Here is a 15,551-nt window from a genome sequence, read left to right on the forward strand (position 1 = left end):
GGCTACCGCCCGGTGCCCGCGTAGACCACGGCCTCGGCGTCGCCGCCCAGTTCGAACTGGTCGTGGATGGCCCGGACGGCCCGGTCGAGGTCGGTGTCCCGGCAGACCACGGAGACCCGGATCTCGGAGGTGGAGATCATCTCGATGTTCACCCCGGCCGCGCCGAGGGCGGCGAAGAAGCCGGCCGCGACGCCCGGATGCGAGCGCATGCCGGCACCGATCAGGGAGACCTTGCCGACGTGGTCGTCGTAGAGCAGGCCCTTGAACTTGACCGGCTCCTGGATCTTGCTGAGCGCGGCCATCGCGGTCGGGCCGTCGGCCTTGGGCAGGGTGAACGAGATGTCCGTACGCCCGGTGCCCTCGGTGGAGACGTTCTGCACGATCATGTCAATGTTGATCTCGGCACCCGCGACGGTGTCGAAGATCCGCGCGGCGGCGCCCGGCTCGTCCGGCACCCCCACGATGGTGATCTTCGCCTCGCTGCGGTCGTGGGCGACCCCGGTGATCAGTGCCTGTTCCACGGGAAGGTCCTCCATCGATCCGGTGACCATGGTGCCGGTGTTGGTCGAGTATGACGAACGGACGTGGATCGGCAACCCCGCGCGCCGGGCGTACTCCACGCTGCGCAGGTGCAGCACCTTGGCGCCGCAGGCGGCCAGTTCCAACATCTCCTCGTAGGTGATGTGCTTGATGTGCCGGGCGTTCGGCACGATCCGCGGGTCGGCACTGAAGATGCCGTCCACGTCGGTGTAGATCTCGCAGACGTCGGCGTGCAGCGCGGCGGCGAGCGCCACGGCGGTGGTGTCCGAGCCGCCCCGACCCAGCGTGGTGACGTCCTTGGTGTCCTGCGAGACGCCCTGGAAACCGGCGACGATGACCACCGAGCCCTCGTCCAGCGCGCCCTTGAGGCGGCCGGGCGTCACGTCGATGATCCGCGCCCGGCCGTGCACCGAGGTGGTGATCACGCCGGCCTGCGAACCGGTGAACGAGCGAGCCTCGTATCCCAGGTTGTGGATGGCCATGGCGAGCAGCGCCATGGAGATCCGCTCCCCGGCGGTGAGCAGCATGTCCAGCTCGCGGCCCGGCGGCAGCGGGCTGACCTGGTTGGCCAGGTCGAGCAGCTCGTCGGTGGTGTCGCCCATCGCGGAGACCACCACCACGACGTCGTCGCCGGCCTTGCGGGCGGCGACGATGCGCTCGGCCACCCGCTTGATCCGCTCGGCGTTGGCGACGGAGGACCCGCCGTACTTCTGCACCACGAGTGCCACGACGGCGCACTCCCTCCCAGCGACGACCCTGAGCGTGCCGACGCCGCCGGGTTCCGGTCCGGCGGCGCGTGTCAGACCACCTCAGGGTATCGGTCGGCGCGGCGCGGCGGGTCGGGTGATCCCACCATCCGGCCCGGCGTGGGGCGGCTCACCAGCCCGTGGGGGCGTTGCGGAGGTGCCGCGACACGCCGTGACGGCAGCCGTCCGGCGGACTCCGGCCGTCGGTCCCGCACCGCAGAATGACCCGGTGCACGCTCATCTTCGCGCGGCCCGAGGGCTGACGGCCGCCCTGGCGCTCGGCCTGCCGGCACTGCTCGCCGCCTGCACCGCCGACGACCGGCCGAGACCCGCCCCGCCGTCGACCACCGCCGATCCGGTGCCGGCCGGGGTGGACGCCGCCCGGGACGAGCTGGCCGCGCTAGCCGCCGCCGCGCTCGACCGCCACCTGACCGCCCGCTACACCCTGGTCACGCCGGACACCCCGACCCGCACAGTGCTGGTGACCAGCGCGAACGACGGCACCTGGCGGGTCGACGTGCCGGCCTGGGGGCTGGGCGGCACGGTGGACGTCTCGCTCGTCACCACGCCCGACGGGCTGTTCCAGTGCGCCCTGCCCTCGCCCGGCCGACCGGACCCGGCGAGCTGCGTACGCCTCGGCGACGCCGACGACACCGTCCCCCGCCGGCTCGACCCCCGGGTGCAGCACCCCTTCACCGACTGGCTGGACGTGCTCACCGACCGGCGTGCCCCGCTGGCGGTCTCCCCCGCCGCCGCGCCGGCCGGCGTCCCTGGTGGCTGCTACTCGGTGGAGTCGACCTCCGCGTCGTTGAACGCGCCGTTGGACGTGGGGATCTACTGCTACCTGCCGGACGGCACCCCGACCTACGTACGGGCCGCGCTGGGCACCCTGACGCTGGCCGGTACGCCGACACCCGGCCCGGCCACGGCCCCGCTAGCCGGGCCGGTGGTGGAGAGCGAGCCGATCGGCCGTACGGCACCCGAGCCGACCGACAGTCCGATCGCGGGAACGGGCTGACCCCCGCCCGGTTACGGGTGTTATGGGACACAGCGGGCTGACCCGACGTAAGAGACGAATCGCCCATCTGGGACGCTCTTCGCATGGTTGACCTCACCCCGCTGCTCGCCTTCCGCTGGAGTCCCCGCGCCTTCGACCCGGACGCGACCCTCAGCGGCGACGAGGCTGCCTCCCTGCTGGAGGCCGCCCGCTGGGCCCCCTCGGCCGGCAACGCCCAGCCGTGGCGATTCGCCCTCGGCCACCGGGAGGAGGCGACCTGGAAGCGGATCCTGGTCAACCTGCCGGCCGGCGACCAGCGGTGGGCGCGGCACGCGTCCGCCCTGGTGGTGGGCGCGCACGTCGGGGGCACGCGGGGCCCGGCCCGCGGCGGAGCCGTCGAGCGGGCCGCCTACGACCTGGGGCAGGCGGTCGCCCACCTGACCGTGCAGGCCACCGCGCTCGGCCTGCACGTGCGACAGATCAGCAACTTCGACCCGGTCGGCCTCGCCACCGAACTGGACCTGGCGGACGGGATCCACCCCCTGGTGGTCGCCGCCGTCGGTCGACTCGGCGACCCGTTCGCGCTCCCCGCGGAGCTACGGGCCCGGGAGACCGGGCTGCGCCACCGGCACCCCGTCGCGGCCCTCCTGCTCCGCTGACCACGACGCGACGCCCGGAGGCTGCGACACCCATCTCAAAGTCCGGACCTGCCTTCCCACTCCCCGTCTCACCACGTAGGGTGACCCTGTCATGTGGCAGGCGTACCTTCTCCTTGGTCGCCGCGACGGGGCCTGACCAGGCCGGCACCTCGTCGCGGAGTCGAACCGCGCCGTCCAGCACATCCGAACTTCACCTCGGCACCGCCCGGCACCGCCGCCGCGCACCTCGCCGACACCTTCCGATTGCTGACGCCAGATGTTCCCAGGGAGCACTCCGCCATGGCACAGACCGCCACTGACGCCGAGACCGATCCGATCGCCCGGCAGCGCCCCAGCCGGATGCCGTTCCAGCGCTACCAGCCCTACGACCAGCAGTTCCGGGTCGACCTGCCGGACCGCACCTGGCCGACCCGCCGGGTAGAGGCCGCCCCGCGCTGGTGCGCGGTGGACCTCCGCGACGGCAACCAGGCGCTGATCGACCCGATGTCCCCGGAGCGCAAGCGCCGGATGTTCCAGCTGCTGGTGCAGATGGGCTACAAGGAGATCGAGGTCGGCTTCCCGTCGGCCAGCCAGACCGACTTCGACTTCGTGCGGCAGCTCATCGAGCAGGACCTGGTCCCGGAGGACGTCACCATCCAGGTGCTGACCCAGTGCCGCGAGCACCTGATCGAGCGGACCTTCGAGTCGCTGCGCGGCGCCCGCCGGGCCATCGTGCACTTCTACAACTCGACCTCGACGCTCCAGCGCCGGGTGGTCTTCGGCCTGGACCGGGACGGCATCACCGACATCGCCACCCAGGGCGCCCGGCTCTGCCGGAAGTACGCGGAGATCCACACCCCGGACACGGACATCCACTACGAGTACTCGCCGGAGTCGTACACCGGCACCGAACTGGAGTACGCGCTGGAGGTCTGCAGCAAGGTCATCGAGGTGATCGACCCGACCCCGGACCGGAAGCTGATCATCAACCTGCCGGCCACCGTGGAGATGGCCACGCCGAACGTGTACGCCGACTCGATCGAGTGGATGCACCGCCGGCTGCCCCGCCGGGAGAGCCTGGTGCTGAGCCTGCACCCGCACAACGACCGGGGCACCGGGGTGGCCGCCGCCGAGCTGGGCCTGCTGGCCGGCGCCGACCGGATCGAGGGCTGCCTCTTCGGCAACGGCGAGCGGACCGGCAACGTCGACCTGGTCACCCTGGGCCTGAACCTCTTCTCCCAGGGCATCGACCCGATGATCGACTTCTCGAACATCGACGAGGTCAAGCGCGCGGTCGAGTACTGCAACCAGCTGCCCGTGCACGAGCGCCACCCGTACGCGGGCGATCTGGTCTACACCGCCTTCTCCGGCTCCCACCAGGACGCCATCAAGAAGGGCTTCGAGGCGCTGGCGAAGGACGCGGCGGCGGCCGGGGTGCCGATCGACGAGCACACCTGGGCGGTGCCCTACCTGCCGATCGACCCGAAGGACCTGGGCCGCACCTACGAGGCGGTCATCCGGGTCAACTCGCAGTCCGGCAAGGGCGGCGTCGCGTACATCATGAAGTCCGAGCACCAGCTCGACCTGCCGCGCCGCCTCCAGATCGAGTTCTCCGGCGTCGTGCAGCAGGTCACCGACCACGACGGCGGCGAGGTCGACCCGGGCACCATGTGGGAGATCTTCGCCCGCAACTACCTGGTCGACCACCAGGTCGACCCGGCGGTCACGCTGGCCGGCTACACCATCGGCACCGTCGACGGCAAGGTCGAGATCGAGGCCCAGGTCGGTCTCGGCGGCGAGGCCCGGCCGCTCACCGCGGTCGGCAACGGCCCGATCGACGCGTACGTCAACGCGCTGCAGTCCGTGGGCGTGACGGTACGCGTGCTCGACTACCACGAGCACGCGCTCTCCTCGGGTGGTGACGCGCAGGCCGCCGCGTACGTGGAGTGCGAGGTGGACGGTCGGACGGTGTGGGGCGTCGGTACGGACGCCAACATCGTCACCGCCTCGGTGAAGGCGGTCACCAGCGCCGTCAACCGCGCCCGGAGCTGAACCGGGGAGGGTCCCCGGTCTCGTCGATCGGGGACCCTCCGCCATCGCTCCGGACCCGTCCGTCCCGTTCCGGTGCCGCCGGTCGTTGATCCGTCCGGAGCCGGTCGCCCGACCGGACCGGAAGGGATCCGGATGCACCGCCAGCCCGTGACCCGGCGTGGCCTGCTCGTGGCCGGTGGACTCGCCGCGCTCGGCCCGACGGCGGTGACCGCCGCGGCGACGGCCGCCGCAGCGGCCGGGAGACCCGCCGCCCCGCCGGTCCGCACCGCTGCCCCACCCCGCGACACGGGCACCCAGCCGCAGCCCGGACCGCGCGCCGCGCTGGCGGCGCTGCTCGCCGGCAACCGGCGGTTCGCCGCGGGTCGGGCGGAACGGCCGCGCCAGGACCCGGACACGCTGCGCCGGCTGGCTTCCGGGCAGCGGCCGTACGCGGTCGTGCTCGGCTGCGCCGACTCCCGCGTACCGCCCGAACTCCTCTTCGACCAGGGGCTCGGTGACCTCTTCGACGCCCGACTCGCCGGCAACCTGGTCGACGAGTTCGTGCTCGGCACCGTCGAGTACGCCGTGCTGACCTTCGCCAGCCCGCTCGTCGTGGTGCTCGGCCACGAGCGGTGCGGGGCGGTCGCGGCCACGGTCGACGCGCTCCGTAACGGCACCACCCCGCCGTACCACGTCGACGCCCTGGTGGCGGCGTTGCGGCCGGTCGTCGCACCGGTGCTCGACCGGCCCGGCGACCCGGTGGAGAACGGGTGCCGGGCGAACGTCCGGGCCCAGGTCCGCGCTCTGCGCGACGGCAGCCCGTTGCTCGCCGGACGGGTGGCCCGCGGGGAACTGCTGATCGTGGGGGCCCGCTACGACCTCGACGACGGGCTGGTCACCCCGGTCTGACCGGTTGCCCGGGGGCCGACTGTCCGTCGGCGGGTCCGCGCGGCGGGCGGTGGATGAGCAGGGCGGCCGTCGCGGCGGCGGCGAGCAGCAGCCCGGCGCACCACAGCAGCGCCCCCCGGTACGCGCCGGTCAGCGCACTTCGCTGCTCGTAGCCGGTCCCGGAGAGGCCGACGAGCAGTGGCAGGGCGGCCACGGCCAGCAGGCTCCCGGCCCGGGAGGCGGCGTTGTTGAAGCCGCTCGCCACCCCGGCGAACCGGTCGGCGACGGCGGCCAGCACCGAGGCGGTCAGCGGGGCCACCACCAGCGTCAGGCCCGCTCCGAACAGGACCACCCCCGGCAGCACGTCCACCCAGTACGACGCCCCCGGCCCGACCCGGCGCAGCAGCAGCAGGCCGACCGCGGCGACCACCGGACCGACGGTGAGCGGCAGCCGGGGGCCGATCCGGGCGGCCAGCGCCCCCGCCCGCGACGAACCGAGCAGCAGCAGCACCGTCATCGGCAGCGTGGCCAGCCCGGTCAGCAGGGCTGACCAGCCGACCACGTTCTGCAGGTAGACGGCGAGGAAGAAGGTGAACCCGCCCAGCGCGGCGTACACCGCGACGGTGAAGAGGTTGAGCACGGAGAAGAGCCGGCTGCTGAAGAGGCCGGTGGGGAGCATGGCGGTGTCCCCGCGCCGCCGTTCCACCAGCACGAAGACCACCGCGGCGGCCACCCCGACCAGCGCCGAGGCCAGCACCGGCAGCGTGCCGGCCCCGCGCGCCGGGGCGTCGATCAGGGCGTACGTGACACCGCCCAGGCCGACCGCGCCGAGCAGTGCCCCGGCCACGTCGAAGCGCCGCCGCCCCGCCCCGGTACGCGAGGCGTCCTCGTCCCGGCTCTCCGGCACCCAGCGCAGCGCGGCGAGCAGCACGCCCACGGCCAGCGGCAGGTTGATGAAGAAGATCCACCGCCAGGAGAGCGCGTCGATCAACCAGCCACCCAGCAGCGGGCCGAGCGCGGTGGAGACACCGGACAGTCCGGCCCAGGTGCCGATGGCCCGCCCGCGGTCGTCCGGGTGGAAGCTGGCCTGGAGGACGGCGAGCGAGCCGGGGGTGAGCAGCGCGCCGCCGGCGCCCTGGAGGAACCGGGCGGCGACCAGCCAGCCGGTGCCCTGGGCCAGCCCGCAGAGCACGGAGGCGACGGCGAACCAGGTCACCCCGAGCAGGAAGACCCGACGACGCCCGAAGCGGTCCCCGAGCGCCCCGCCGAGCAGCACGAACGCGGCCAGCATCAGCAGGTAGCCGTTGACCGTCCACTGCAGATCGGCGACCGTCGCGCCGAGTTCGGCGCCGAGCCGGGGCAGGGCCACGTTGACGACGGTGCTGTCGAGGAACACCATGCCGGAGGCGAGGATCGCGGCCAGCAGGGTGCCCCGCGCGGCGGGGGTTCCCGTCCGGAGCGCGGGAGCGGATGCGGTCATGGCTCCAATCTGCCCGGCGATCGGTCCCGACGCCACGAATCACGGAAACCGCGCCGGGGTACTGTGCCAACTCGCCGGGAGCCCGCAAGCTGGAGAGGTGTCGTCTGTGCGTACCAGATCAGGAGCCCGGGCCGCGATGGCGGCCGCGTTGGCCGCGGCGCTGGCCCTCGCCGTGGCCGGCTGCGACCCGGCCGTCGAGCCGGATGCGCCGCCGCCCAGCGGCGGCAACGTCACCCAGGAACTCGGTGAGCTGACCGTCGCGGCCGCCGGGTCCATGAAGGGCTACAGCCGGACCCGGTTCCCGCACTGGCGGGACACCGGCAAGAACTGCGACGTACGTGACAGCGTGCTCCAGCGGGACGGCGAGAGCATCAAGCTCTCCGGCTGCAACGTGGTGGGTGGACGCTGGGAGAGCGCCTACGACGGCCGGGTCTTCACCGACCCGTCGGACGTGGACATCGACCACGTGGTGCCGTTGGCCAACGCGTGGCGGTCGGGTGCGGACGAGTGGGACGACTCGAAGCGCGGCGACTTCGCCAACGACCTGACCCGCCCGCAGCTCATCGCGGTTTCCCTGACCTCCAACCGGGCAAAGGGTGACCAGGACCCGTCGCAGTGGAAGCCGGCGAACCGGTCGTACTGGTGCCAGTACGCCGCGGACTGGGTGACGGTCAAGCACTACTGGCGGCTGACGGTGACCAGTGCCGAGAAGGCCGCCCTCACCGACATGTTGGAGGGCTGTACATGGGCGAGCAAGCGGTGACCGGGGCCGGGGGGACACCCGCGCCGGAGCGGACGCCGGCCGCCGGGGACGCCGCGGCGGCCACCGGCAGCGCGACCGGCGCCACCTCGGCGGGGATGACCGCGGACGGCACGCCGGCGGCGCCCGCCGACGTCTCCGGGGCCGGCATGTCCGCCGACACCACCCCGCCGGCCGCCGGGGCCACACCGGAGGCCGGGGCCGCGCCGGGTGCCGCACCCGCCGAAGGCGCGGCGCCCGCCGGGGCGGCGCCGGCCGGGGGTACGCAGGAGCGCACCGCCGACATCACCCCCGGTCCGGGCGGCGTGATGACCGACGAGGTCGGCGTGGTGACCGGCGAGCTGACCCTGCGCACCGCGTACGCCGACGGCCAGGTGACCCTGCACGTGCAGTACAAGGACGCCGACGAGTGGTACGCGGTGACCGGCGGAAAGGCCGCGCTGGCCGACCCCGCCGGCCTGGACGCCGTGCACGGCATCGCCGTCGCCCTGCTCCATCGCCCCGAGGGCTGAGCTGCGCAGAGGCCCCCTTCCCGGGATCGGGAAGGGGGCCTCGTGCCGTGCTCAGGGGGTCGGGATCAGCTCACCGGTGTCGCCCGGTGCCGCGCCGTCGTCCGGGCGGACCAGCTCCGGCTCCACCTCGTGCGGCCGGAGCCGCCCGGCCGCGATGTCCTCCGCGTAGTGGCAGGCCACCCGGTGTCCGTCGAGCACGTCGCGCAGCGCCGGCCGCTCGTCGGCGCAGCGGGTCGGCTGGGCCCACGGGCACCGGGTGTGGAACCGGCACCCGGGCGGCGGGTTCGTCGGCGAGGGCAGGTCGCCGGCGAGCAGGATCCGCTCGCGGCGGTCCTCCACCAGCGGGTCCGGCACCGGCACCGCCGACATCAGCGCCCTCGTGTACGGGTGCATCGGCTCGCGGTAGAGGTCGTCGCTGGACGCCTCCTCCACCAGGCCGCCGAGGTACATCACCCCCACCGTGTCGGCGATGTGCCGGACCACCGCCAGGTCGTGGGCGATGATCAGGTACGTCAGGCCGCGCTCGTTCTGGATGTCCTCGAGCAGGTTGAGCACCTGCGCCTGGATGGACACGTCCAGCGCCGAGACCGGCTCGTCGGCGACGATCAGGTCGGGGTCGAGCACCAGGGCCCGGGCGATGCCGATGCGCTGCCGCTGACCGCCGGAGAACTCGTGCGGATACTTGCTCAGCGCCGAGGCGGGCAGGCCGACGGCGTCCAGGGCGTCCCGCAGCCGCTTGGCGGTGGCCGCCTTGTCGTCGGCGAGGCCGTGCGCCTTGAGCCCCTCGACCAGCAGCGACTCCACCGACTGGCGGGGGTCCAGGCTGGACAGCGGGTCCTGGAAGATCATCTGCATCCGGCGGCGGGCCTTGCGCATCGACTCGCCCTTGAGCGAGCGGACGTCCGTGCCGTCGAAGACGATCTCGCCGTCGGTCGGCTCGACCAGCCGCAGCAGGCCCCGCCCGAGGGTGGACTTGCCGCAACCCGACTCGCCCACCAGCCCGTACGTCTCACCCGCATTGATCGACAGCGAGACGCCGTCGACGGCGTAGACGTACCCGACGGTGCGGTCGAAGAGCACGCCGCTCTTGATCGGGAAGTGGACCTTGACGTCGCGCAGTTCGACAAGTGGTCCGGTCCGCTCGGTCACGGTACCGCCACCTCCTCGGAGACAGGGTTGTTGCAGCGCAGGTCGCCGCCGGTCGCGGTGGGTTCGAGCGGGGGCGTGCCCTCCAGGCAGGCGTCCACCACGTTGTCGCAGCGGGGCGCGAAGGCGCACCCCTCACCCCACGGGATGTTGTCGGCCACCGAGCCGCGGATGGCGTGCAGCCGCTCGCCCCGGGGCGAGTCCAGCCGCGGCACCGAGCTCAGCAGCCCGTGCGTGTACGGGTGCCGCGGCCGGGCGAACAGCTCGTGCCGGGCGGCCCGCTCGACCACCTTGCCGCCGTAGAGCACGTTGACCGTGTCGCAGAGGCCGGCCACCACACCCAGGTCGTGCGTGATCATGATGAGCGCGGTGCCGGTCTCGTCGACGAGCTGCTTGAGCAGGGTGAGGATCTGCGCCTGGATGGTCACGTCCAGCGCGGTGGTCGGCTCGTCGGCGATCAGCAGCCGCGGCTTGCAGGCCAGCGCGATGGCGATCAGGGCGCGCTGCCGCATCCCGCCGGAGATCTGGTGCGGGTATTCCTTCAGCCGCCGCATCGGGTCGGGGATGCCGACCGCGTCGAGCAGCTCCCGGGACTCCTTCAGGGCCGCGCTGCGCTTCATCCCCCGGTGCCGTTCCAGCACCTCGGCGACCTGCACCCCGATCGGGACGACCGGGTTCAGCGAGGAGAGCGGGTCCTGGAAGATCATGCCGATGTCCCGGCCGCGCCGGTCGCGCAGGTCGTCCGGGCGGAGCCTCAGCAGGTCGGTGCCGTCGAAGAGCACCTCCCCGGAGACCTTGTTGCCCCGCTCGGGCAGCAGACCCATGATCGCCAGGCTGGTCACGCTCTTGCCGCAGCCGGACTCGCCGACCAGGCCCACGGTCTGCCCCGGCTCCACGCTGAAGCTGACCTTGTCGACGGCGGTGAACGGCCGCTCACCGCGACGCTGGAACACCACGCTCAGATCGCGTACGTCGAGCAGGCTCATCGGGTCACTTCCTCACTGCGCTGGTGCGTGGTTCCCATCGCCGTCACCGCCGGTTCTTCGGGTCGATCGCCTCGCGCATCGCCTCACCGAGCAGGGTGAAGCCGAGCGCGACCACGATGATCGCGGCGGCCGGGTAGTAGGCCAGCTCGGGCCGGACCTCGAAGTACCGCTGTCCGTCCACGCCGAGCATCAGGCCCCACTCGGCGCGGTTGATGTCCGGGTCGCCGAGGCCGAGGAAGGAGAGCGAGGCCGCCTCCAGGATGGCCGTGGAGAGGGTGAGCGTGGCCTGCACGATCACCGCGGTCATCGCGTTGGGCAGCATGTGCCGCAGCACGATGGCGTGCTGCTTCACGCCGAGCGCCCGGGCGGCCAGCACGTGGTCGCTCTCCCGCTGGGCGAGCATCGAGCCGCGCAGCAGCCGGGCGAAGATCGGCACGTTCACGACCGCCACCGCGAAGATGACCGTCCACTGGCTGGACCGGCTGGCCATGGCCACCAGGCTGATCGCCAGCAGCAGGGCGGGCAGGGCCAGCATCACGTCGGTGAAGCGCATCAGGATGTTGTCGACCCAGCCGCCGAACGCGCCGGCCAGCGCGCCGATCAGCACGCCGAGGCCCAGGCCGATCAGGGTGGCCACCACGCCGACGAAGAGCGTCTGCTGGCTGCCGTAGATCATGCGGGAGAGGAAGTCCCGGCCGAGCGGGTCGGAGCCGAGCGGGAACTCGCTGCTGCCACCGGGGATGCTGTCGACGGTGAGGTTCTTGGTCAGCTCGTCGAAGCGCTGCGCCGGGTCGTGCGGCGCGAGCAGCGGCGCGAAGATCGCCACCAGGACGAAGAGCGCGACGATCGACGCGCCGACGATGGCGACCGGGTTGCGCCGCAGCCGGCGGAACGCGTCCCGGACGAGGCTCACGCCACCGGAGTCGGCGCCGGCCCGGGCCAGCGCGTCGAGCCGCGCCTTCTTCCGCTCGCCGAGCAGGGCGAGGTTGCGGGGGGTCACGCCCTCGGGCTTCTCCCGGGCCTCCGACGGGTCGGCCTGGGTGAGGTCGGACTCGGGCAGGCCGGACTCGTCCCGGGGAGCCGGCACGTTGGGCCGGGTGATGGGGTCGCTCATGCGGCCACCTCGCTTCGCTCGGCGGCCGCACGAGGCTCCGCCGCACTGTGCCTGATGATTCCCTCGCTCCGCTCGCTCATCGCACACGCACCCTCGGGTCGATGAAGGCGTAGGAGACGTCGACCAGGAGGTTGACCACCACGAAGACCAGCGCGGCCAGCAGGATCAGCGCCTGGAGCACCGGGTAGTCGCGACCACCGCTGATCGAGTCGTAGATCAGCGTGCCGAGGCCGCCCCAGTTGTAGACCTTCTCGGTGAGCACCGCGCCGGAGAGGAGCGCGCCGGTCTGCAGACCGATGGTGGTCACCACGGGCAGCAGGCCGTTGCGCAGGATGTGCCGGCCACGGATCGTCCGGTGCCGCAGGCCCTTGGCCTCGGCCGTCCGGACGTAGTCCTCGTTGAGCACGTCCAGCACGCTGGCCCGGGTGATCCGGACGATCACCGCCAGCGGGATGGTGGCCAGGGTGAACGCCGGCAGGATCAGGTGCCAGAGCGCGTCGGCGGTGACGTCGAACTCCCGGGTGAGCAACCCGTCGAGGACGAAGAAGCCGGTCACCTCGGTGTTGTCCATTCCGGTGCTGAGCCGCCCGGAGGGCGGGAACCAGTGGACGTTCTGGGTGAAGACGTCCTTGAGCAGATAGCCCAGGAAGAAGATGGGGATCGAGATGCCGAGCAGGGTGCCGGCGATGCTCAGGTTGTCCAGCAGCCGCCCGTGGTAGCGGGCGGCCAGGTAGCCGAGCGGCACGCCGATCCCGATCGCGATGATCAGGGCGGCCACAGCCAGCTCGATGGTGGCCGGGAAGGCGCGGCCGATCACTGAGGTGACGGCGTCGCCGGACCGGATGGAGTTGCCGAAGTCGCCGGTCACGACCCGAGACATGAACTTGCCGTACTGGACCAGGATCGGCTGGTCGTAGCCGAGCGCCTTGGTCAGCAGCGCGCGCCGCTCCGGGGTGGCCCGCTCACCGAGCAGCGCCTCGATCGGGCCACCGGGCAGGTTCCGCAGCCAGACGAAGATGAGCGCCGACAGCGCTATCAGGGTCACCACCAGCTGGAGCAGGCGGCGGACTATGACTCGCAACATCTCTCACACCAGATTCTCGATATCAGCGGTTCGGCCCGGGCCGGGGGTCTTGCCCCGGCCCGGGCCGATCCGCGTACGGCGTCAGTGGTTCAGCGTCGTCCTCAGGAGACGCTGACCGTGTTGAAGCGCTCGTCGGTCAGCGGGCTGGCGACCAGACCCTTGACGTTCTTGGTGACCACGATGGCCGGCGGGGCGTGCCAGATCGGCACGGCCGGCAGCCACTTGGCGGCGATGTCGCGGTTGACCTGCTCCCACGCGGCCTTCTTGCCGGCCTCGTCGACGGCGGCGTCGGCCTTGGCGATCGCGTCGAACATGTCGGTCATGCCCTGGTCACCGAACTCGCCCTTGGCGCGGCCGAAGAAGGTGCCGACGAAGTTGCCCGGGTCGTTGTAGTCACCGGTCCAGCCGAGGATGTGCAGGTCCTGCTTGCCGAACTGCTGCACGTCGTCCTTGTAGCCACCGTTCCACGGGCGGGCCACACCGTTGACCTTGATGCCGACCGACTGGAGGTCGTTGGCGAGGACGGTGAAGATCTCCTGCGGGTTCGGCATGTACGGCCGGGAGACGTCGGTCGGGTAGTAGAAGTTCAGGGTCAGCCCCTCGGCCCCGGCCTCCTTGAGCAGCTGCTTGGCCTTCTCCGGGTTGTAGTCGTACTTCTGCACGTCCGGGGCGTAGCCGAGCACGCTGTCCGGCAGGAACTCGTCGGCGACCTTGGTGCCACCCGGGCCCTTGGTCTGGACGAGCTGCTGGCGGTTCAGGGCGTAGGCGATCGCCTGACGCACCCGCAGGTCCTTGAGCTTCGGGTTGTTCTTCTGGTTGATGCCCAGGTAGAGGATGTTGAACGCCGGGCGGTTGATGACGTTGAAGCCCTCGCTCTCCAGCGCCTTGCGGTCGGCCGGCGCCGGGAAGTCGATGCCCTGGACGGTGCCGGCGCGCAGCTCCTGCTTCCGGGTGTTCTCGTCCTTGATGATCTTGATGATCATCTTGTCGACCTTGGCCTTCTCGCCCCAGTAGTCGGGGTTCCGGTTCAGGGTGATCTCACCCTTGGCCTTGTCCCAACCGCCGAAGGTGAACGGGCCGGTGCCCACCGGGTGCTCGGTGGCGAAGGCGCTGTACTCGAAGGAGTCGCCGTTCTGCTTCACCGTGTCGGCGTCGTACTTCTTCAGCGCGTCCGGGCTGGCGATGGAGAGCGCGGTCAGCGCGAAGGCGCCCGGGAAGGCACCCTTGTACTGGTTCATCGTGATGACGGCCGTGGCGTCGTCCTTGGCCTCGCACTTGTTGTAGACCGCCTGGCCGGCACCCTCGGCCTCGTTCTTGGCGAAGCCGCCGAAGACGTCCGAGTAGTAGATCATCTGCGACTGGGCGGCGGCGCCCTTCATGTTGTACCAGCGGTCGAAGTTGTAGCAGACGGCGGCGGCGTTGAAGGCGGTGCCGTCGTGGAACTTGACGCCCTTGCGGAGCTTGAAGGTCCAGACCTTGCCGGCGGGGTCGTGCTCCCAGCTCTCGGCCAGGCCACCCACCAGGTCCGCCGTGCCCGGCTTGTTCATGACCAGGGTGTCGTACATCTGCCGGACGGGCCGGAACGACTCACCCTCGTCGTTGAAGATCGGGTCGAAGTTCTTCGGGTCACCCGCCCCCGCGAAGACGAAGGTGCCGCCAGTCTTGGCCTCACCGCTGCCCCCGTCACGCTCGCTCTTCGCGCAGCCGGACGCCCCGACCGCCAGAGCGGCAACGGCCGCGAGGGCCACAGCCGCCTTTAGCCTGCCTGCCTGCATCTCTCACCTCTGTCATGCGCATGACCACGCCGAGTTGTGGCTCAGTCTGTGAGCCGGAGGCTATGACAGGACTCACGGAAGCGGAACGCCCGTTAGGCAATCGCTATCAAGCCGACACCAAGTCACCGGGTCTGACAGCGTCTGATCTCCAGACAAAGGGGACTGTCACAGGTCGGGGAGAACCGCGAGTGGGGCGAAAGCCCCTAAAATGCCGATCGCCGGCCGACCCCCGGAGGGAGCCGGCCGGCGGTACGGATCAGACCGCCCGACGACCCTCGAAGGCCCGACCCAGCGTGATCTCGTCGGCGTACTCCAGATCGCCGCCGACCGGCAGACCGCTCGCCAGCCGGGTGACCGCGATGCCCATCGGCTTCACCATCAGGGCGAGATAGGTAGCGGTTGCCTCACCCTCCGTGTTCGGATCGGTGGCCAGGATCAACTCGCGCACCGTGCCACCGCTCAGCCGGGTCATCAGCTCCCGGATCCGCAGGTTGTCCGGGCCGATCCCCTCCAGCGGATTGATCGCGCCGCCGAGCACGTGATAGCGCCCGCGGAACTCACCGGTCCGCTCGATTGCCACCACGTCCTTCGGTTCCTCCACCACGCAGAGCACCTCGTCCGTACGACGGGGGTCGCGGCAGATCCGGCACTGCTCCGACTCGGCCACGTTGAAGCAGGTGGTGCAGAACCGCACCAGCTCCTTGACCTTGCGCAGCGCGCCGGCCAGCCGGTTGACGTCGGCCGGGTCGGCGGACAGGACGTGGAAGGCGATCCGCTGGGCGCTCTTCGGGCCCACGCCCGGCAGCCGTCCCAGCTCGTCGATCAAGTCCTGGATGGCACCCTCGTACATCTGC

Annotated in this window: 13 protein-coding genes and 1 pseudogene; 6 read left to right on the forward strand and 8 right to left on the reverse strand. The window is 71.6% G+C overall.

Annotated features, from left to right (window positions below; all coding sequences use genetic code 11):
* Window positions 1-2 precede the first annotated feature (2 nt).
* Entirely contained in the window at window positions 3-1,268 is a 1,266-nt protein-coding gene (locus MRQ36_RS11615; RefSeq protein WP_242794918.1) for an aspartate kinase, read from the reverse strand.
* 247 nt (window positions 1,269-1,515) lie between these two features.
* Here MRQ36_RS11615 and MRQ36_RS11620 point away from each other — a divergent pair, with 247 nt between their 5' ends.
* The 4 genes and pseudogenes from MRQ36_RS11620 (at window position 1,516) to MRQ36_RS11635 (ending at window position 5,861) form a co-directional block, all read left to right on the forward strand.
* Window positions 1,516-2,304 (forward strand): hypothetical protein, encoded by a 789-nt coding sequence (locus MRQ36_RS11620; RefSeq protein ID WP_242794920.1) that lies wholly within the window; start codon window positions 1,516-1,518, stop codon window positions 2,302-2,304.
* A gap of 83 nt (window positions 2,305-2,387) precedes the next feature.
* A pseudogene (locus tag MRQ36_RS11625) lies at window positions 2,388-2,936 on the forward strand (nitroreductase family protein); the annotation flags it as partial.
* Window positions 2,937-3,221: 285 nt separating this feature from the next.
* Entirely contained in the window at window positions 3,222-4,973 is a 1,752-nt protein-coding gene (gene leuA / locus MRQ36_RS11630; protein ID WP_242794924.1) for a 2-isopropylmalate synthase, read from the forward strand.
* Window positions 4,974-5,105: 132 nt separating this feature from the next.
* Window positions 5,106-5,861 carry a carbonic anhydrase gene (locus MRQ36_RS11635; protein WP_242794926.1) on the forward strand — a complete coding sequence of 252 codons (756 nt, stop codon included), beginning with the start codon at window positions 5,106-5,108 and terminating at the stop codon, window positions 5,859-5,861.
* On the opposite strand, the gene MRQ36_RS11640 is transcribed toward MRQ36_RS11635, so the two are convergent.
* Window positions 5,848-7,320, reverse strand: a complete 1,473-nt coding sequence (locus MRQ36_RS11640; protein WP_242794928.1) for an MFS transporter — start codon at window positions 7,318-7,320, stop codon at window positions 5,848-5,850. The two genes, MRQ36_RS11635 and MRQ36_RS11640, sit on opposite strands and share 14 nt — an antisense overlap.
* Before the next feature lie 136 nt (window positions 7,321-7,456).
* Here MRQ36_RS11640 and MRQ36_RS11645 point away from each other — a divergent pair, with 136 nt between their 5' ends.
* Together MRQ36_RS11645 and MRQ36_RS11650 are read left to right on the forward strand one after the other, a co-directional pair.
* Window positions 7,457-8,083, forward strand: coding sequence for an HNH endonuclease family protein (locus MRQ36_RS11645; RefSeq protein ID WP_242801032.1), 627 nt, complete (start codon window positions 7,457-7,459; stop codon window positions 8,081-8,083).
* Window positions 8,065-8,592, forward strand: coding sequence for a hypothetical protein (locus MRQ36_RS11650; RefSeq protein WP_242794930.1), 528 nt, complete (start codon window positions 8,065-8,067; stop codon window positions 8,590-8,592). Before MRQ36_RS11645 ends, MRQ36_RS11650 begins: the two co-directional genes overlap by 19 nt.
* A 51-nt stretch (window positions 8,593-8,643) precedes the next feature.
* Here the strand turns inward: MRQ36_RS11650 and MRQ36_RS11655 are convergent, their stop codons facing one another.
* From MRQ36_RS11655 to recR, 6 genes are all read right to left on the reverse strand, one after another.
* A complete protein-coding gene (locus MRQ36_RS11655; protein WP_242794932.1) occupies window positions 8,644-9,741 on the reverse strand; it encodes an ABC transporter ATP-binding protein in 1,098 nt (365 codons plus the stop codon).
* Window positions 9,738-10,724: an ABC transporter ATP-binding protein gene (locus MRQ36_RS11660; protein ID WP_242794934.1), complete on the reverse strand. Its 987-nt coding sequence runs from the start codon at window positions 10,722-10,724 to the stop codon at window positions 9,738-9,740. The genes MRQ36_RS11655 and MRQ36_RS11660 overlap by 4 nt, the downstream gene beginning before the upstream one ends.
* Before the next feature lie 43 nt (window positions 10,725-10,767).
* Window positions 10,768-11,838 carry an ABC transporter permease gene (locus MRQ36_RS11665; protein WP_242794936.1) on the reverse strand — a complete coding sequence of 357 codons (1,071 nt, stop codon included), beginning with the start codon at window positions 11,836-11,838 and terminating at the stop codon, window positions 10,768-10,770.
* Between the two features lie 76 nt (window positions 11,839-11,914).
* Window positions 11,915-12,922, reverse strand: coding sequence for an ABC transporter permease (locus MRQ36_RS11670; RefSeq protein WP_242794938.1), 1,008 nt, complete (start codon window positions 12,920-12,922; stop codon window positions 11,915-11,917).
* Window positions 12,923-13,023: 101 nt separating this feature from the next.
* Window positions 13,024-14,697 carry an ABC transporter substrate-binding protein gene (locus tag MRQ36_RS11675; RefSeq protein WP_242794940.1) on the reverse strand — a complete coding sequence of 558 codons (1,674 nt, stop codon included), beginning with the start codon at window positions 14,695-14,697 and terminating at the stop codon, window positions 13,024-13,026.
* 256 nt (window positions 14,698-14,953) lie between these two features.
* Window positions 14,954-15,547 (reverse strand): recombination mediator RecR, encoded by a 594-nt coding sequence (gene recR / locus MRQ36_RS11680; protein ID WP_242794942.1) that lies wholly within the window; start codon window positions 15,545-15,547, stop codon window positions 14,954-14,956.
* Window positions 15,548-15,551: the final 4 nt, after the last annotated feature.

The organism is Micromonospora sp. R77 (genome assembly GCF_022747945.1).
Taxonomy (GTDB): Bacteria; Actinomycetota; Actinomycetes; order Mycobacteriales; family Micromonosporaceae; genus Micromonospora.